At 52.6% G+C, this 17,240-nt stretch carries 15 protein-coding genes; 4 read left to right on the forward strand and 11 right to left on the reverse strand.

The features are described 5' to 3' along the window. Window positions 1-11 precede the first annotated feature (11 nt). Window positions 12-1,331: a tRNA (N6-isopentenyl adenosine(37)-C2)-methylthiotransferase MiaB gene (gene miaB / locus EL216_RS05695; RefSeq protein ID WP_085359763.1), complete on the forward strand. Its 1,320-nt coding sequence runs from the start codon at window positions 12-14 to the stop codon at window positions 1,329-1,331. A gap of 244 nt (window positions 1,332-1,575) precedes the next feature. Here the strand turns inward: miaB and EL216_RS05700 are convergent, their stop codons facing one another. From EL216_RS05700 to mnmG, 4 genes are all read right to left on the reverse strand, one after another. Further along, window positions 1,576-2,073, reverse strand: a complete 498-nt coding sequence (locus tag EL216_RS05700; protein WP_085389186.1) for a GlcG/HbpS family heme-binding protein — start codon at window positions 2,071-2,073, stop codon at window positions 1,576-1,578. A gap of 162 nt (window positions 2,074-2,235) precedes the next feature. Next, window positions 2,236-3,003, reverse strand: coding sequence for a ParA family protein (locus EL216_RS05705; RefSeq protein ID WP_085389185.1), 768 nt, complete (start codon window positions 3,001-3,003; stop codon window positions 2,236-2,238). A 118-nt stretch (window positions 3,004-3,121) separates the two neighbouring features. Then, window positions 3,122-3,748 carry a 16S rRNA (guanine(527)-N(7))-methyltransferase RsmG gene (gene rsmG, locus EL216_RS05710; protein WP_085389184.1) on the reverse strand — a complete coding sequence of 209 codons (627 nt, stop codon included), beginning with the start codon at window positions 3,746-3,748 and terminating at the stop codon, window positions 3,122-3,124. 99 nt (window positions 3,749-3,847) lie between these two features. Continuing rightward, a complete protein-coding gene (gene mnmG / locus EL216_RS05715) occupies window positions 3,848-5,737 on the reverse strand; it encodes a tRNA uridine-5-carboxymethylaminomethyl(34) synthesis enzyme MnmG (RefSeq protein ID WP_085389183.1) in 1,890 nt (629 codons plus the stop codon). Window positions 5,738-6,055: 318 nt separating this feature from the next. Here mnmG and EL216_RS05720 point away from each other — a divergent pair, with 318 nt between their 5' ends. Next, entirely contained in the window at window positions 6,056-7,396 is a 1,341-nt protein-coding gene (locus EL216_RS05720; protein WP_085389182.1) for an NCS2 family permease, read from the forward strand. An 81-nt stretch (window positions 7,397-7,477) separates the two neighbouring features. Here EL216_RS05720 and EL216_RS05725 read toward each other — a convergent pair whose 3' ends face one another. Together EL216_RS05725 and fba are read right to left on the reverse strand one after the other, a co-directional pair. Continuing rightward, on the reverse strand, window positions 7,478-7,894 hold the full coding sequence (locus EL216_RS05725) for an RDD family protein (protein WP_085389181.1): 417 nt from the start codon (window positions 7,892-7,894) through the stop codon (window positions 7,478-7,480). A gap of 120 nt (window positions 7,895-8,014) precedes the next feature. After that, a complete protein-coding gene (gene fba, locus EL216_RS05730; RefSeq protein WP_085389180.1) occupies window positions 8,015-9,079 on the reverse strand; it encodes a class II fructose-bisphosphate aldolase in 1,065 nt (354 codons plus the stop codon). Between the two features lie 264 nt (window positions 9,080-9,343). Here fba and EL216_RS05735 point away from each other — a divergent pair, with 264 nt between their 5' ends. After that, the gene (locus tag EL216_RS05735) at window positions 9,344-9,529 is read left to right on the forward strand and encodes a hypothetical protein (RefSeq protein ID WP_197720415.1); all 186 of its coding nucleotides are present in this window, start codon (window positions 9,344-9,346) and stop codon (window positions 9,527-9,529) included. Window positions 9,530-9,771: 242 nt separating this feature from the next. Here the strand turns inward: EL216_RS05735 and tal are convergent, their stop codons facing one another. Continuing rightward, entirely contained in the window at window positions 9,772-10,827 is a 1,056-nt protein-coding gene (gene tal, locus EL216_RS05740; RefSeq protein ID WP_085389179.1) for a transaldolase, read from the reverse strand. Window positions 10,828-10,911: 84 nt separating this feature from the next. On the opposite strand from tal, the gene EL216_RS05745 reads away from it, so the two are divergent. Then, window positions 10,912-11,886, forward strand: coding sequence for a KpsF/GutQ family sugar-phosphate isomerase (locus EL216_RS05745; RefSeq protein ID WP_085389178.1), 975 nt, complete (start codon window positions 10,912-10,914; stop codon window positions 11,884-11,886). A 122-nt stretch (window positions 11,887-12,008) separates the two neighbouring features. Here EL216_RS05745 and tldD read toward each other — a convergent pair whose 3' ends face one another. The 4 genes from tldD to rfaE2 form a co-directional block, all read right to left on the reverse strand. Further along, window positions 12,009-13,451 carry a metalloprotease TldD gene (tldD, locus tag EL216_RS05750; RefSeq protein WP_085389177.1) on the reverse strand — a complete coding sequence of 481 codons (1,443 nt, stop codon included), beginning with the start codon at window positions 13,449-13,451 and terminating at the stop codon, window positions 12,009-12,011. Window positions 13,452-13,944: 493 nt separating this feature from the next. Then, on the reverse strand, window positions 13,945-14,859 hold the full coding sequence (locus tag EL216_RS05755) for a hypothetical protein (protein ID WP_085389176.1): 915 nt from the start codon (window positions 14,857-14,859) through the stop codon (window positions 13,945-13,947). Next, entirely contained in the window at window positions 14,856-16,607 is a 1,752-nt protein-coding gene (locus EL216_RS05760) for a bifunctional biotin--[acetyl-CoA-carboxylase] ligase/type III pantothenate kinase (protein WP_085389175.1), read from the reverse strand. The genes EL216_RS05755 and EL216_RS05760 overlap by 4 nt, the downstream gene beginning before the upstream one ends. Beyond that, window positions 16,604-17,113 carry a D-glycero-beta-D-manno-heptose 1-phosphate adenylyltransferase gene (gene rfaE2 / locus EL216_RS05765; protein WP_085389560.1) on the reverse strand — a complete coding sequence of 170 codons (510 nt, stop codon included), beginning with the start codon at window positions 17,111-17,113 and terminating at the stop codon, window positions 16,604-16,606. The genes EL216_RS05760 and rfaE2 overlap by 4 nt, the downstream gene beginning before the upstream one ends. Window positions 17,114-17,240 lie beyond the last annotated feature (127 nt).

Below are 17,240 nucleotides of genomic sequence, written 5' to 3' on the forward strand. Positions count from 1 at the left end.
ATCCTTACAACATGAAAAAAGTATTTATCCGCACCTTCGGCTGTCAAATGAACGAGTATGACAGCGAAAAAATGCTGTCGGTGCTTGCCGAAGGCGACGAGCTGGTGCAAGTCAGCGAGGCCGAAGAAGCCGACATCATTCTGTTCAACACCTGCTCCGTGCGCGAAAAAGCGCAGGAAAAAGTGTTTTCCGACTTAGGCCGCATCAAACCTTTAAAAGCCAAAAACCCTAATTTAATCATAGGGGTGGGCGGCTGTGTGGCTTCTCAGGAAGGCGAAGCGATTGTGAAACGCGCGCCTTATGTAGACGTGGTGTTCGGCCCGCAAACCCTGCACCGCCTGCCGCAGATGATTGTGGATAAAGAAACCACCGGCCTCTCGCAAGTGGATATTTCCTTCCCCGAAATCGAAAAATTCGACCATCTGCCCCCCGCCCGCGTGGAAGGCGGCAGCGCGTTCGTATCGATTATGGAAGGCTGCTCGAAATATTGCAGCTTCTGCGTGGTGCCCTACACCCGCGGCGAAGAGTTTTCGCGCCCGTTGAATGACGTACTCACCGAAATCGCCAATCTCGCCCAGCAAGGCGTGAAAGAAATCAACCTGCTGGGGCAAAACGTGAACGCCTACCGCGGTGCGATGGACGACGGCGGCATTTGCGACTTCGCCACCTTGCTACGTATCGTGCATGAAATCCCCGGCATCGAGCGTATGCGTTTCACCACCAGCCACCCGCGCGAGTTTTCCGATGCGATTATCGAATGCTACCGCGACCTGCCCAAGCTGGTATCGCATCTGCACCTGCCGGTGCAAAGCGGTTCCGACCGCGTGTTGAGCGCGATGAAACGCGGCTATACCGCACTGGAATATAAATCCATCATCCGCAAACTGCGCGCCATCCGCCCCGATTTGTGCTTAAGCTCCGACTTTATTGTCGGCTTCCCCGGCGAAACCGAACGCGAATTCGAGCAAACGCTGAAACTGGTAAAAGATGTTGCCTTCGATTTGAGCTTTGTCTTCATTTACAGCCCGCGCCCCGGCACACCGGCCGCCAACCTGCCCGACGACACGCCGCATGAAGAAAAAGTGCGCCGTTTGGAGGCTTTGAACGAAGTAATCGAAGCCGAAACCGCCCGCATCAACCAAAGCATGCTCGGCACAATACAACGCTGCTTGGTGGAAGGTATTTCCAAAAAAGACCCCGACCAACTGCAAGCACGCACCGCCAACAACCGCGTAGTGAACTTCACCGGCAATCCGCGCCTGATTAATGAAATGGTGGATTTGAAGATTACCGAGGCCTACACCTTCTCTCTTCGCGGAGAAATCGTATAGCTGTGAAACTGAATCTTTTATACTGCGTTGGCTCGCCTTAGCTCAAAGAGAACGATTTTGTAAGCCGCTGAAGCGGCAACAAAATCAATTCCGTACTATCTGTACTGTCTGCGGCTCGCCGCCTTGTATAAAAACCTCATTTTCACAGCCATAAGTGCCGAATCGTAATCATCATTTACGGTAAGCATCAAACAAGAGGCCGTCTGAAAAAAATTTTTCAGACGGCCTCTACCGTTATCGCCATTTACCAACGGCCAAGTAACGCTTTGGCACCGGCTTTGGCCACACTTTCATCTTCTTCCACCGTGCCCCCGCTCACGCCGATACCGCCGATAATCGTGCCTTTTCTATCAGTGAGCAGTTCGCCGCCGCCGAAAATCACCAACCCGCCGTTGGTCGATTCGATACCGAACAGCGGCTGCCCCGGCTGCGACGCTTTGCCCAAGTCGCGGGTGGACATATTGAAATAACGTGCGGTACGCGCTTTGCGTTCGGCGATGTCTATGCTGCCCAAAAACGCATCATCCATGCGAGCAAACGCTTTCAGATTGCCGCCTGCATCTACAACGGCAATATTCATCGGCACTTTCATGGTTTCGGCTTTCTTCAATGCCGCCTGAACCACCGCCTGCGCCTGCCCCAGCGTGATATCGCCCGGCAAGGTTTTGGTCAGCCCGGAAGATGCGGCGGGGTAAGCCAAAAATAATGAGAATAACCATACAGCCACTTTGGAATTACGCATGTTTCTCTCCTCAAAAATGAACGGCCTTTTTCATTGATTTAAAACCCTTTTTTTATTTAGGTCAAGAAACAGGATCAAGAAACTCTCCAACTAACTGTGCATTCGAAAGGCCGTCTGAAAAACCTCTTCAGACGGCCTCTTTACCAATAACCCATAGGAATGTCATTTTACTCTTTGCAGTAACTCTTCTGCCAATTCCAAATAAGCCACCGTACCTTTGGCTTTCGCATCATAAGCCAGTGCGGGCATACCGTGGCTGGGCGCTTCGGCCAACCGCACATTGCGCGGAATAGTCGTTTCAAAAAGCTGTTCGCCGAAATGCGCCTGTAATTGTTCCGACACTTCCTGCGACAGGCGGCTGCGGCTGTCGTAAAGCGTGCGTACGATACCGATAATATCCAGTTCGGGATTGATCGCTTGGCGGATTTTGCGCACCGTAGCCACCAAATCGGAAATACCTTCCAATGCATAATATTCGCATACCATCGGCACGATCACGCCGTTGGCGGCCACCAAACCGTTTAAGGTCAGCAAAGTCAGCGTGGGCGGGCAATCGAGCAAAACGAAATCGTAATCGTCCGCTACTTCGGCCAGCGCATTTTTCAGACGCATTTCACGGGCGATTTCCTGCACCAGTTCCACTTCGGCCCCCGCCAATGCACGGTTGGCAGCCAACACATCATAACCGCCCGCCTCGCTGCGGATAATCGCATCTTCCACTTTCGCATCACCCAATAAAATTTGGTAAACACCGCTGTGGATATTGCTTTTATTGATACCGCTGCCGGTAGTGGCATTACCTTGCGGGTCAAGGTCAATCACCAGTACCCGTTTACCATAGTGTGCCAGCGAAGCCGCCAGATTGACTACCGTTGTCGTTTTGCCTACGCCGCCTTTCTGGTTGGCGACAGCAATAATATTTGTGCCCATCTGCGTTTAAACCTGTGTATTCTGAAGTTGGCTGAATTGTACCGTTATTTGCAGTTTAATGGTATGAAGGCCGTCTGAAAAACAGCTTTCAGACGGCCTTCATTTAAAGTTTTTTGTTTTATTTCTTAGGCTTCATCACCACCATGTGCCGCTCGGCATCAAGCTGCGGCACTTCGAGTTTGTCTACGCAAACCACTTCCACATCAGCCGGCACATGCTCCAATTCTTCATACGGATACACGCCCTTCATCGCCGCCCAATAACCGTTTTCGTTCAGCAAATGCTTAGTCAACGCGATAAAGTCCGCCAACTCTGCAAACGCGCGGCTGGTTACCACGTCCACTTTCTTATCGTACATCGCTTCCACACGGCCGCTGGCAACGGTTACGTTGTTCAACCCCAACTCAATCACGGCCTGTTGCAGAAACGTGGTTTTTTTGGTGTTGGAATCCAGCAGCGTAATCTGCAAATCGGGGCGGCAAATCGCAGTGGGAATGCCCGGCATACCGCCGCCGGAACCCACATCCATCAACGTTTTCGCTTCTTTCACATACGGCAGCAGCGTCAAGCTGTCGAGGATGTGGTGGCTGATCATCGTATTTTCATCGCGCAATGCGGTCAGGTTGTAGGTGCTGTTCCATTTTTTCAGCAAGGAAACATATTCGAGCAGCAGCAACTGCTGCGCGGTGGAAAGCTCGAGGCCGAGTTTTTGCAGGCCGTCTTGTAATTTTTGTTTGTTGTCCATTTGTATCCATCCCACTTAATTTGTATGAATCTTAGCTGAAAACGGCTCCGTGTTGGTTGATTTATTTGATAGGCCGTCTGAAAAAGAATTCATATGGAACTACTGCTTCGCATCTTTAAACCCGCGTTTCAAATGCACCATCAGCAAGGCGACGGCGGCGGGGGTTACGCCGGAAATGCGCGAGGCTTGGCCTACGGTTTCGGGGCGGTGCTGGTTGAGTTTCTGCTGCACTTCGGCGGATAAGCCTTTGACTTTGCCGTAATCGATTTCAGACGGCAGTTTTAGGGTTTCGATATCGCGGCGGCCTTCGATTTCTTCGTTTTGGCGGTCGATATAGCCTTGGTATTTCACTTGGATTTCCACTTGTTCGACCACGCTTTCGGGCAGGTTTTCAGACGGCCCTGCATCGGGCAGGGTCATCAGGGCGGCGTAGTCGATATTGGGGCGGCGCAAGAGGTCGTGCAGGTTGGCTTCGCGCGACAGTTTTTGGCCGAATACGCGGGTTTGCTCGCTTTCGGGCAGCTTGGCGGGGGTGTACCAAGTGGATTTCAGGCGTTGGATTTCGCGTTCGATCTGCTCGCGTTTTTGCTCGAAAGCCTGCCATTGCGGTTCGGTAACGAGGCCGATTTTGTAGCCGTCTTCGGTAAGGCGCATGTCGGCGTTGTCTTCGCGCAGTTGCAGGCGGTATTCGGCGCGGCTGGTAAACATGCGGTAAGGCTCGTTTACGCCTTTGGTGATTAAGTCGTCTACCAACACGCCGAGATAGGCTTGTTCGCGGCGCAGCAGCAGCGGGTCGCGTTCGCGCACATACTGTACGGCGTTGGCTCCGGCCAACAGGCCTTGTGCGGCGGCTTCTTCGTAGCCGGTGGTGCCGTTGATTTGTCCGGCGAAAAACAGGCCGGCGATGCTTTTGGTTTCAAGGCTGGCTTTGAGGTTGCGCGGGTCGAAATAGTCGTATTCGATGGCGTAGCCGGGGCGCAGGATGTGGGCGTTTTCCAAGCCTTTCATGGAGCGCACGAGGGCGAGTTGGATGTCGAACGGCAGGCTGGTGGAAATGCCGTTGGGGTAGTATTCGTTGGTGGTCAGACCTTCGGGTTCGAGAAAAATCTGATGGCTGTCTTTATCGGCGAAGCGGTTGATTTTGTCTTCAATCGAGGGGCAGTAGCGTGGGCCGACGCCTTCGATTTTGCCGGTAAACATGGGGCTGCGGTCGAAACCGGAGCGGATGATGTCGTGTGTTTGCAGGTTGGTGTGGGTAATCCAGCACGACACTTGGCGCGGGTGCAGTGCGGCATGTCCGCGCACGGAAAACACGGGCACGGGGGTGTCGCCGGGCTGTTCGGTAAGCTGCGAGAAATCGATGGTGCGGCCGTCGATGCGCGGCGGGGTGCCGGTTTTGAGGCGGCTTTGCGGCAGGTTGAGTTCTTTCAGACGGCCCGACAAGCCTTGTGCGGCGGGGTCGCCTGCGCGTCCGCCGGCATAGTTTTCCAAGCCGATGTGGATTTTGCCGGCAAGGAATGTGCCTGCGGTGAGCACAACGGCACGACCTTTGAATTCGACGCCCATGGCGGTTTTCACGCCGCTTGCGCGTTCGCCTTCGAGCGTGATGTCTTCAACCGACTGCTGGAAAATTTCCAGATTGGGCTGGTTTTCGAGCATTTCGCGGATGGCGGCTTTATACAGAATGCGGTCGGCCTGTGCGCGGGTGGCGCGTACTGCGGGGCCTTTGCTGGCGTTTAGGCGGCGGAATTGAATGCCCGACATATCGGTGGCCAAGGCCATTGCTCCGCCGAGTGCATCGACTTCGCGCACGAGATGGCCTTTGCCGATGCCGCCGATGGAGGGGTTGCACGACATTTGGCCGAGGGTTTCGATATTGTGTGTGAGTAAAAGCGTTTGCGCGCCCATGCGTGCGGCGGCGAGGGCGGCTTCGGTGCCGGCATGGCCGCCGCCGACCACGATGACATCATAGGTTTTGGGGTAAATCATAATTGGACGTGAGTGTTTCTATTGAGCGGTTTTTTATGTAAAAACATCATGATAGCCCATAAAAACCGCTGCTTCGGATGGTTGGAAAAATAGGTGGGATTGTACGCTTTTTTATTTGATCAGTACACTTTAAATATTGATGCCGAGAGGCCGTCTGAAAACATGTCGCAGACTTTTCAGGCGGCCTTTCGCGTTCCGTGCCATTCCTGCCACAGCACTTGTCATACCTTGCCTTGATGCAGCGCCCGATTGCGTCAATAGGCGGCGAATCCGTTATAATGCACACTTGCTTTACTTTTTTTAACCCAAAGACACGTTATGAACACTTCTCAAAACAGCCTCTTGGAACGTCTGTTCAAATTAAGCGAACACGACACTAATGTACGCACCGAGATTATTGCCGGTTTCACGACATTCCTCACCATGTGCTACATCATCATCGTCAACCCCAGCGTCCTTTCGACTACAGGCATGGATTTCGGTGCAGTGTTTGTAGCCACATGTATTTCTGCCGCCATCGGCTGCTTTATTATGGGGGCTCTGGCCAACTATCCGATTGCCCTCGCCCCGGGCATGGGCTTAAACGCTTATTTTACGTTTTCGGTGGTAAAAGGCATGGGCGTGCCGTGGCAGGTTGCTCTGGCTGCGGTGTTTGTGTCCGGCATCATCTTTATTTTGTTCAGCTTTTTCAAAATCCGCGAAATGCTGGTCAATGCCCTACCCATGAGCCTGAAAATGGCTGTTGCCGCCGGTATCGGCCTGTTTTTGGCTCTGATTGCGCTGAAAGGCTCCGGCCTGATTGTGGCCAGCGAAGCCACTTTGGTGAAAATGGGCGAGCTGTATGTTATCGAAAACGGTGTGAAACTGCCCAATTGGCCGGTTTTATTGGCCCTACTGGGCTTTTTTATGATTATCGTGCTGGATTATTTCCGTGTGCGCGGCGCGATTATTCTCAGCATTTTCTCCGTTACGCTGATTTCCATCTTTTTGGGTTTAACCGAATTCAAAGGCTTTGTGGCACCGATTCCCAGCATTGCGCCCACCTTTATGCAGATGGATTTCAACGGCCTGTTTAACGGTAGCCTGATTGCCGTGATTTTCGTCTTTTTTCTGGTGGATTTATTCGACAGCACCGGCACGCTGGTGGGCGTATCGCACCGTGCGGGCTTATTGGTTGACGGCAAACTGCCGCGCTTGAAAAAAGCACTGTTTGCCGACTCTACCGCCATCGTAGCGGGCGCGGTATTGGGCACGTCGTCCACTACACCTTATATCGAAAGTGCATCAGGCGTATCGGCAGGCGGCCGCACCGGTTTGACTGCCATTACCGTGGGCGTGCTGATGCTGGCGTGCTTGTGGTTCTCTCCGCTTGCACAGGCCGTACCGGCTTTCGCCACTGCTCCCGCCCTGCTCTACATCGGCGTGCAAATGATGCGTAGCGTACTTGAAGTAGAATGGTTCGACATCACCGAAGCCGCTCCGGCCTTCCTGACCATTGCTTTCATGCCGTTCACCTACTCGGTTGCCGACGGTATCGCCATGGGCTTTATCAGCTATGCCGTGATCAAACTGGTATGCGGCCGTGCCAAAGAAGTACCGCCCATGGTATGGATTGTGGCTGTGGCATGGGCGGCCAAATTTTGGTTCTTGGGGGCTTAAAACTCATCTGGCTATCGAAAAAGGCCGTCTGAAAATGCTGTGTATGCTTTTCAGACGGCCTTTTCAATCGGTTCATCGCCATTAACGGGTACGCACCACCACCGTACCGGCCATTTTATCGTGCCAACCTTGGTTCTTGGCATCGAACGCCACCCAAATATAGCCGATCAAAAATGCCATGGCAGAAATAAAATAGCCGACGTAACGGATGACGGCCTGCATCAAATTGATGCCTTCGCCTGTTTTCGCATCTACGATTTTCAAGCCGAGCAGCATCTTGCCCGGCGTGGCAGACATTTTTACCCAGAAACCGACGGTAAACAGCAACGGCAAAATATAATTCACAAAAATATCGGCGGCACCCAAAGGTGCCGTATTTTGGGCTGTGAAATATTGGTCGCCATAAAACAGATACATTAAAGGCACAATAACCGCGGCCAGAATCAAACCGTCGATAAGGTTGGCAACCACGCGAATCCAAAATCCGGCGTATTTCATTATTTTCCTTTCTCTTCTCTCATACCGACGCATCGGCAAAGCAAGCTGAAGTTGTTTATTTGTCCAAAGGCCGTCTGAAAAGTTTTCAGGCGGCCTCTTTTAATAATATATCAGACTGATTTATCTGATGATTTGATCCAATTCGCCTTTGGCGTAACGGATAGCCATTTTATCCAAAGAAACCGGCTTAATTTTGGAAGCCTGTCCTTCGCAACCAAAAGCCAAGTAGCGGTCGATACAGATTTGTTTCATCGCCTCTACGGTTTTCGCCAGATATTTGCGCGGGTCGAACTCGGCAGGGTTTTCCGCCATAAACTTGCGGATGGCACCGGTGGATGCCAAGCGCAAATCGGTGTCGATATTCACTTTGCGCACACCGTGTTTGATGCCTTCCACGATTTCTTCAACCGGCACGCCGTAAGTTTCACCGATACCGCCACCGTATTCGTTGATGATTTTCAGCCACTCTTGCGGCACCGAGCTGGAACCGTGCATCACGATATGGGTGTTGGGCAGAGCTTCGTGGATTTCTTTGATACGGTCGATACGCAACACGTCACCTGTGGGCGGACGGGTGAATTTATACGCACCGTGGCTGGTGCCGATGGCAATCGCCAAAGCGTCCACACCGGTATCGCGCACGAAACGGGTAGCGTCTTCCACGCTGGTGAGCATTTGGTCGTGGCTCAGTTTGCCGGCCGCACCCACGCCGTCCTCTTCGCCTGCTTCTCCGGTTTCCAAGTTCCCCAACACGCCGATTTCGCCTTCCACCGACACGCCGCAGGCATGGGAAAATTCAACCACTTTACGGGTTACTTCGACATTGTATTCGTAGCTTGACGGAGTTTTACCGTCTTCCAACAACGAACCGTCCATCATCACCGATGAAAAACCGAGTTGGATCGAGCGTTGGCACACATCGGGCGACGCGCCGTGGTCTTGGTGCATCACCACGGGAATATGCGGAAACTCTTCAACCGCCGCCAAAATCAGATGGCGTAAAAAAGGCGCGCCTGCATATTTGCGCGCACCGGCACTGGCCTGCACGATAACAGGCGCATTCACTTGGTCGGCGGCTTCCATAATCGCACGCATCTGTTCGAGATTGTTCACATTGAAAGCAGGCAGGCCGTAGCTGTTTTCTGCTGCATGATCCAAAAGTTGGCGCATGGAAACGAGTGCCATAGGTTTCTCCAAAAATGGTTAAAACAAATCAGATAATGCCGCGATTATAGCAGTTTCTCCGTCGAAAACTACACAGCGCAACAAGAATATTCCAATAAAATAAATCACGGAAATGACGCTACACGGCGTTTTCCGCCTGTGCGGCATGCAAGCGTCAACCGCCATCGGAATACCTTGCCAAACACATCGGGTTTATTGCGCGGATTAAGCTGCTCCGCGATAAAATATGCGACGGTTTTTAATTCGGATAGTTCAGGAGAAATGATGGCTCATATTTCCGTACCGCCGCCTTCACCTACTACATACCCTACTGCACTTAGCGTACAGATCAGCAACCTCAACTATGGCAACCACCTCGCCAACCATGCCGTGCTGCGTCTTTGCCACGAATGCCGCAAGCATTGCGGGATGTATTGGAGGCCGTCTGAAAACCGCGTCCGAACTTTATAACCAATAAAATTTAGCTTTGATAAAAGGTGGAAAGCCGCAGACAGTACAAGAAGTATGAAACCGATTCTGCCGCCGCTTCAGCAGCTTATACAATCGTTTTCTTTGAGTTAAGACACGGCAACGGTAACCATAAGCGGCGGGCAGGAATGGCCGCCCTATATCGAAAATAAGACTAAGGCCGTCTGAAAAATCTTTTCAGACGGCCTCGTTCCAAGCGAATCTTCACATACTTTCAGACGACCTTACGCCAACGGCTCCAACAATTTTTCAAACGCCTCTTCAAACTGTTTCAGGCCGTCTTCCTGCAAGCGGGTGGCGAGGGCTTCTACGTCGATGCCCAGTTTTTCCACTTCGGCCAGTTGCGCCGCTGCTTCTGCAGTGCCTTCGGTAAGGGTCGGTTTGGCCGTGCCGTGGTCGACAAAGGCTTTTAAGGTGGCATCGGGCACGGTGTTGACGGTGTTGGGGCCGATTAAGCTGTCCACATACAGTGTGTCGGGGTAAGCGGGGTTTTTCACGCCGGTGGATGCCCACAAAAGCTGCACGGGGTTGGCACCTTGTGCTTTCAGTGCGGCAAACGGTTCGCCGCCGAAGAAATCCTGCCAATCCTGATAAGCGGCTTTGGCGAGCGCGATGGCGGTTTTACCTTGGAGATGTTCGGGCAGGGTGGCATCCAGCGCGTTGTCGATACGCGAAATAAAGAAGCTGGCCACTACTTGGATATGGTCAACCGGCTTACCTGCTTTCAGACGGCCTTCAATGCCTTTCACATAGGCTGCATAGGCTTTCAGGGTTTGTTTGCGCGAGAACAGCAGGGTCAGGTTGATGCTGATGCCGTCTGAAACCAACTGCTCCAATGCGGCTACGCCTGCATCGGTGGTGGGCACTTTGATCATTACGTTGGGGCGGTTGATGGCGGCATGCAGGCGTTTGGCTTCGGCTACCGTGCCTTCTGCATCGTGCGATAAGTCGGGGGCAACTTCAAGGCTGACAAAACCAGTTTTGCCGCCGCTTTGTTCAAATTCGGGCAGGCACACGTCGCAAGCGGCTTGCACGTCGGCAATGGCGAGGGTTTCGTAGCGTTGTTTCGGAGTAAGGTTTTGCTGTTTCAGTGCGGCGACTTCATCGGCGTAAAGCACGTCGCCCGCAAAAGCCTTTTGGAAAATGGCGGGGTTGGAAGTTACGCCGCACACGCCTTGCTGCAACATTTCCGCCAATTCGCCGCTTTGCACCAGCGAGCGGGAAAGGTTGTCGAGCCAGATTTGTTGGCCTAATGCTTTAACGTCCGATAAAATAGTCATCTCTGAAATCCTTGTTATTTCTATATGAAGTGGAAATCCTAACCCGATTCAGCGTATTTGGGTAGCCCTGCGGGAAAACTAATCATGGAAAATACCGAACAATATTTGGACTGGGCGCGCGACGTATTGCGCATCGAAGCCGAAAGTCTGCACGAAATCTCTTCCGAGCTGGATCATCATTTTGCCCAAGCCGCCGAAACCATTTTGCATTGCCAAGGCCGTGTGGTGATTATGGGCATGGGCAAATCGGGGCATATCGGGCGCAAAATGGCCGCTACCATGGCTTCTACCGGCACGCCGGCTTTTTTTGTACATCCCGCCGAAGCCGCGCACGGCGATTTGGGTATGATTGTCGACGGCGATGTGGTGCTGGCGATTTCCAATTCGGGAGAAAGCGACGAAATCACCGCCATTATTCCCGCCCTCAAACGTAAAAACATCACGCTCATCTGCATTACCGCCAAACCGCTTTCCACCATGGCGCGCCATGCCGATGTCCACATTACCGCCTCCGTATCGCACGAAGCCTGCCCACTCGGTTTGGCACCCACTTCAAGCACCACAGCCGTGATGGCTTTGGGCGACGCATTGGCCGTGGTGCTGCTTAAAGCACGCGAGTTCACGCCCGACGACTTCGCCCTTAGCCACCCCGCCGGCAGCCTCGGCAAACGGCTGCTGCTGCGCGTGTCCGACATCATGCACAGCGGCGAATCGCTGCCTGCCGTTACCAGCCGTACTTTGCTGAAAGACGCCATCGTGCGTATGAGCGAAAAAGGCTTGGGTATGCTGGCCGTTACTGACGAAGAAGGCCGTCTGAAAGGCGTGTTTACCGACGGCGACCTGCGCCGCCTGTTCCAGCAGCGCGACAACTTCGCGGGTTTGACGGTAAACGACATCATGCACGCCAACCCCAAAACCATTACTGCCGACAAACTCGCCACCGAAGCCTTGAAGCACATGCAGCAAAACCACGTCAACGGTCTTTTGGTAGTCAGGGAAGACAATGTGTTGGTCGGTGCGCTGAATATGCACGATCTGCTCAAAGCGCGGATTGTCTGATTCGAATGCAGATAACGTGAGGCCGTCTGAAATTATTCAGACGGCCTCACGGTTTCCACAAGTTTTAAATAAACGGCAAATAAATACTTTTCAGCATTCTTACCGCAGCTTGCCTCGTCAATCTAAACTTCGCTTCCGCCTACGGTTAATCCGGCATCAATCCGCAATGTCGGCTGCCCTACGCCCACCGGCACGCTTTGTCCGTCTTTACCGCACACGCCCACACCGGTATCGAGTGCGGTATCGTTGCCGACCATGCTCACATGCTTCAGCACTTCGGGGCCATTGCCGATAATGGTGGCACCTTTCACCGGATATTGCAGTTTGCCGTTTTCCACCCACCACGCTTCCGACGCACTGAAAACGAATTTACCGCTGGTGATGTCCACCTGCCCGCCGCCGAAATTGACGGCATAAATGCCTTTATGCACCGATTCGATGATTTCTTGCGGATCGTGGCTGCCGTTTTCCATAAAAGTATTGGTCATACGCGGCATCGGAACGGACGAATAGCTTTCGCGGCGGCCGTTGCCGGTGCTTTGCACGCCCATCAAGCGGGCATTGGTTTCATCTTGCAGATAACCGGTGAGAATGCCGTCTTCAATCAATACGGTGCGGCGGGTTTCGTTGCCTTCGTCGTCGATATTAAGCGATCCACGACGGTGTGCAATATCACCCTGATCCACCACGGTAACGCCTTTGGCGGCCACACGTTCGCCTATTTTGCCGGAAAACGCGCTGGTGCCTTTACGGTTGAAGTCGCCTTCCAAACCGTGCCCCACCGCTTCGTGCAGCAGCACCCCCGGCCAACCGCTGCCCAATACGACCGTCATGGCCCCAGCCGGGGCGGGACGGGATTCCAAATTGATTAATGCCTGCTTAACGGCGGCATCCACATATTGCCGCACCAATTTTTCGCTGAAATAAGCCAAATCATAACGGCCCCCGCCACCGGCACTACCCTGTTCGCGACGGTCACCCTGTTTGGCAATTACGGTTACATTCAACCGCACCATCGGGCGGATATCGGCGGTATGCTTGCCGTCCAAACGGGCAATGTAAATCAAATCATATTCACACGTCAGCCCCGCCATCACTTGCACGATACGTGGGTCGGCGGCTTTGGCCAGCATCTCCACTTTATTCAGCAAGGCCACTTTGGCGGCCGAATCCAACCCGGAGATAGGATTAATCGTAGCATGCACATCCTTGCCATAACGGGGCACGGGCACACGCACTTCCGTCTTCCGACCGGCCGCACCGATGGCACGCACGGCTTGGGCGGAACGGCGGATGGAGCTTGCGTCTAAACTGTCGGCATAAGCAAACGCGGTTTTATCGCCGGAAACCGCACGCACGCCCACGCCCTGATCAATCTGGAAACTGCCCGATTTCACAATGCCTTCTTCCAAATGCCAGCTCTCAAAAGCCGTGCGCTGGCAATAGATATCCGCATAATCAACATGATGGCTTCCGATTAAGCTCAGGCTTTCAGATAGGATTTCAGGAGATAATTGATTGGCTTCAAGCAAATCGCGTTGTACGGTTTGATAGGTTTGCAACATGTTTTAAGACGGCCTTGATAGTAATACGCAGATTATACGGGATTTATTTCCTGCCCGATATGTGGACTTCACTTCGGACAGACTCCTCTAATCACTCGATAGATAAAATATATTCATTTATATTTCAATAACTTAAATAAAATTAAAGATTTTATTCTTAATTTGTATTGATAATTATTATTATTTGTATCAAAATACAGTCACTCGGAAGTTATCCTGAATCCGAGCCATTAAACACCGAACAGCTTATTCCCCCTTTTCTTTCATCCTTTTTTCATACGGAGTGTGTGTATACGAAAGATACAGTTCCCTTGACATCAAATACTCAAAACCGAAAACACAAACCCGCTGCCTGAACAGCGGGTTTGTGTTTTGGAGAAAGATTGCCGTTTAAAAAAATGCTTATGCAAGCACAAAAAAGCATAAGGAGTAATGAGGCCGTCTGAAAACCCTTACCAAACGGTTTTCAGACGGCTTCACGTACCGACAGGAATTACTTACATCCTCGACGGTTCAATTTGCCGTAGCGCTCAAGCAAACTTTGGATTTCTTTAGCACTCTTATCATCCACCGAAACAAACGTAATCTGCATTTTCGCCACACTCAGCCCCCTGTCTACACGGGTATTGCTGCGGTCTTCCTGTTCCTGAATCCGTGCACCACCGAAACCGGCAGTAGCCAAACGCGAAATCAGTACTTGGGCGGCAGACTTGCTGCGGGTAATACCGACGCTGATGTCGCCTTCGTAAATCGTTGCGCTAAACCCTTTATCAGAAAGTTTATTCAACTGCGCCACCGCATCACCGCCGGAAGGCAGCAATACACGGTAGGTTTTCTGCGCTTGGTTACTGTTTTTGGCACCGTTTGTCCGTTTTTCCACTTTACGTGCGGCAACATGGGGCCAATTTTTGAGCAAGCCTTTGATACGGTGGTAGTCGTCTTCATCCAAAGTGATGTTAGCCGAGGCCGTACACTGGCGACTGTCATTGGCGGCGGTCGCTGTTTCTTTAGAGTCTTTTTGTTCTTTCCCGTCAGCCTGTTCTTTTGCCAATGCCGCTTCTTTCTCGCGCTTTTCTTTCTCTTCGCGTTCTTTTTTTTCTTTGGCCGACTGCTCTTCTTTGGCTTTACGCTCGGCCACCGCTTTTTCATCATCTGAAGATTCGGATGCCACTTCGGCAGAAGATTTGGTCGAGGTAATCCAATCGGGAGCAGAGGAATCAGAGGCAGAAACGGGGGACTCGGACGACTTGTTGAGCACCTCCGGCACACTGAGTTCGTGTTGCGTATTGCCGACAATGGGAACGGTCGGTTCGACAACGGTTTTCTGTTTTTCTGCGACACGGCTGGCAACCATTCCACCGAATACGATGATGTTCAGCGCCACCAGCACGGCAAATAACCATTTCATTGTTGTTCTATCCAGTTGAGTAAGCCGTAAATCACGAGATTATCTACAATTTTAACTGTATTGTCCAAAACAAAAGTTTGCGGCAACGCCTGCACCACTTTTGCCGCACCACCGCCGGTAATAATCAAGTCGACGGGCTTTTCACTGCCGATTTTTTCTTTCAGACGGCTATGCATCAGTATCACCGAACCGCATACGGCATCCATCATCCCGCTGGCCAAAGCATTGGCGGTAGTGGTGGGAAAAGGATACACCCGTCCGAGCGGCCGGTTGAGGTTGGCGGTTTTCAAGGCCATCGCCTCTTTCATCAAATGAAAGCCCGGCATAATGGTGCCACCAAGATAATGATGGTCGTCCGTCAGTGCGTCAACCGTTACTGCCGTACCACAGCTTACCACCACGCACGCATTTTGAGTGAAACGGCGGCTGCCGAGTGCATTGAACCAACGGTCGGAACCATGTTCGGCCACATTACGGTAATGGTTGCGAATCCCCAAAGCCTGCGGCATAGACGGCAACCACTCAACCGGCTGCGGCAACTGCGCGGCAACGAGCTCTTTCTTGGCTTCGCCGCACACTGCACAACCCGTAATGCGGATGAGGCCGTCTGAACGTTCACGCCATTCGGCACCGAGCAAACCCAAATCACGGTAAGGTGCGCGGTTCATGTGGACGATTTGCCCGTTTTCCACCCATGCCCATTTGAGCTGGCTGTTGCCGCCATCCAACAACAAATGGCGTTTGGGCTTGGCTGCCGGAACCGGCACCAGATCGTCGTTGGGACGCAAACTGATTTCACCGCTAACCACAACCTTTTCACCCTTTTCAGTCAGCAGACGCAAAGCCCCCTGTTCGGTTACCCCCGCCACCGTGCCTTCGTACATGGTTACTCCGTCTTGAAGCAGACGTACAGGGCGGTTGAAATCGCGGTTGGCATCGATGTAAGTCGGCAACAACGGTGCAAAACCGTGCCGCTCGAACTGTGCCAACAACCCGCCCAGTTCTTTCAACAATAGCGATAACAACCGTGCAACTGCCAGTCCCTGACGTGAGGCCGTCTGAAAAGCAGCCTGCACAGAAGTGGCATTTTCCACTTCTTTAGGCAAAACAAAGTTAATACCGATACCGATTACCGCAACGGTTTTGCCACTGCTACGCACGGTTTCAATCAGAATCCCGCCGAGTTTTTGCCGACCGACCACCAAATCGTTCGGCCATTTGATCTGTGCCGCCACGCCAAACGCCGCCAACGCACGCTGACAGGCCAACGCAGCAACCAACGCCAACGCCCCCAGTTCGCCTTGCGCCTTATCAAACGCCCAGCCGAAACTGAACATCAGACATTCGCCCAAACGGTCTTCCCACGCCTTACCTTGGCGGCCGCGCCCTTTCTTCTGATGATGGGTAACACACAAAAAGCGGTGCACCGATTCAACCGACTGTTTGGTCTGTTCCAACACAATATCATTGCTGGAAGAGCATTCGTGCTTCAAGGCCGTCTGAAAACCGTGTTCCGCACCGATTTGCCGTACTTGTGCTTCGTCGAGCACGGCCAACGGGCGAACCAGCCGCCATTGGCCGTCATACTGGCGCAACAAGCCGCGGATATGCGGCGGCATCTGCTGCCAGAAGCCGTTAATTTGCTGCGGTTTGATGTCCACCAAACGGCTCAGCTCCGACACATGCTTCGGCAGGCCGTCTGAAAGCGCTGCCAACAATTTCCAATGTTGCGGCTTGAGCGGCATCATCGTTCGGCTGCCACTTCTGCCGCACGGATTTTCGCCAGCGTTTGAGTGGTAGAAGTTTGATGTAAAAAGGGAATCGAATACACTTTACCGCCACGCGCAAGAGTTTCTGCCGCCCCGACAATATTTTCAGGAGCCCAATCGCCGCCTTTAACCAAAATATCCGGGCAGATCTGTTCGATAAGTTCGGCCGGCGTATCTTCGTCAAACCAAGTAACCAAATCCACACATTCCAATGCAGCCGCAACCGCCGCACGGTTTTCCAAAGGATTGATCGGGCGGTCGCCCCCTTTACCCAAACGGCGCACCGAAGCATCGGTGTTTAAAGCCAACACCATGGCTGCACCGGTCGCCCTCGCCTGTGCCAAATAAGTTACATGCCCGCGGTGCAGAATATCGAAACAGCCGTTGGTAAACACCAGCGGGCGCGGCAGTGCGGCAATACGCTCCACCAACTGCTCCGGTGGGCAGATTTTGCACTCAAACTCTGGAAGCTGCCATTCAGACATGATTTCACTTTCGAATAAACAAGTTGCCGCCATGATACCGAAGTGCCCGCCGTTGGAAAAGGTTAGGCCGTTTGAAACGGTTATTCCAAACCCTTAAGCTGAAACAAATCATAAGCAAAAACCCGTG

Origin of the sequence: Neisseria animaloris, assembly GCF_900637855.1 — a bacterium.
GTDB classification, from domain to species: domain Bacteria; phylum Pseudomonadota; class Gammaproteobacteria; order Burkholderiales; family Neisseriaceae; genus Neisseria; species Neisseria animaloris.

Coding starts and splice junctions, on each gene's coding strand:
- EL216_RS05720 (WP_085389182.1), top strand. CDS start 6,056: ATGAACACTTCTCAAAACAGCCTCTTGGAACGTCTGTTCAAATTAAGC.
- EL216_RS05725 (WP_085389181.1), bottom strand. CDS start 7,894: ATGAAATACGCCGGATTTTGGATTCGCGTGGTTGCCAACCTTATCGAC.
- tldD (WP_085389177.1), bottom strand. CDS start 13,451: ATGTTGCAAACCTATCAAACCGTACAACGCGATTTGCTTGAAGCCAAT.
- EL216_RS05700 (WP_085389186.1), bottom strand. CDS start 2,073: ATGCGTAATTCCAAAGTGGCTGTATGGTTATTCTCATTATTTTTGGCT.
- EL216_RS05735 (WP_197720415.1), top strand. CDS start 9,344: ATGGCTCATATTTCCGTACCGCCGCCTTCACCTACTACATACCCTACT.
- rsmG (WP_085389184.1), bottom strand. CDS start 3,748: ATGGACAACAAACAAAAATTACAAGACGGCCTGCAAAAACTCGGCCTC.
- EL216_RS05755 (WP_085389176.1), bottom strand. CDS start 14,859: ATGAAATGGTTATTTGCCGTGCTGGTGGCGCTGAACATCATCGTATTC.
- EL216_RS05745 (WP_085389178.1), top strand. CDS start 10,912: ATGGAAAATACCGAACAATATTTGGACTGGGCGCGCGACGTATTGCGC.
- rfaE2 (WP_085389560.1), bottom strand. CDS start 17,113: ATGTCTGAATGGCAGCTTCCAGAGTTTGAGTGCAAAATCTGCCCACCG.
- miaB (WP_085359763.1), top strand. CDS start 12: ATGAAAAAAGTATTTATCCGCACCTTCGGCTGTCAAATGAACGAGTAT.
- mnmG (WP_085389183.1), bottom strand. CDS start 5,737: ATGATTTACCCCAAAACCTATGATGTCATCGTGGTCGGCGGCGGCCAT.
- tal (WP_085389179.1), bottom strand. CDS start 10,827: ATGACTATTTTATCGGACGTTAAAGCATTAGGCCAACAAATCTGGCTC.
- EL216_RS05705 (WP_085389185.1), bottom strand. CDS start 3,003: ATGGGCACAAATATTATTGCTGTCGCCAACCAGAAAGGCGGCGTAGGC.
- fba (WP_085389180.1), bottom strand. CDS start 9,079: ATGGCACTCGTTTCCATGCGCCAACTTTTGGATCATGCAGCAGAAAAC.
- EL216_RS05760 (WP_085389175.1), bottom strand. CDS start 16,607: ATGATGCCGCTCAAGCCGCAACATTGGAAATTGTTGGCAGCGCTTTCA.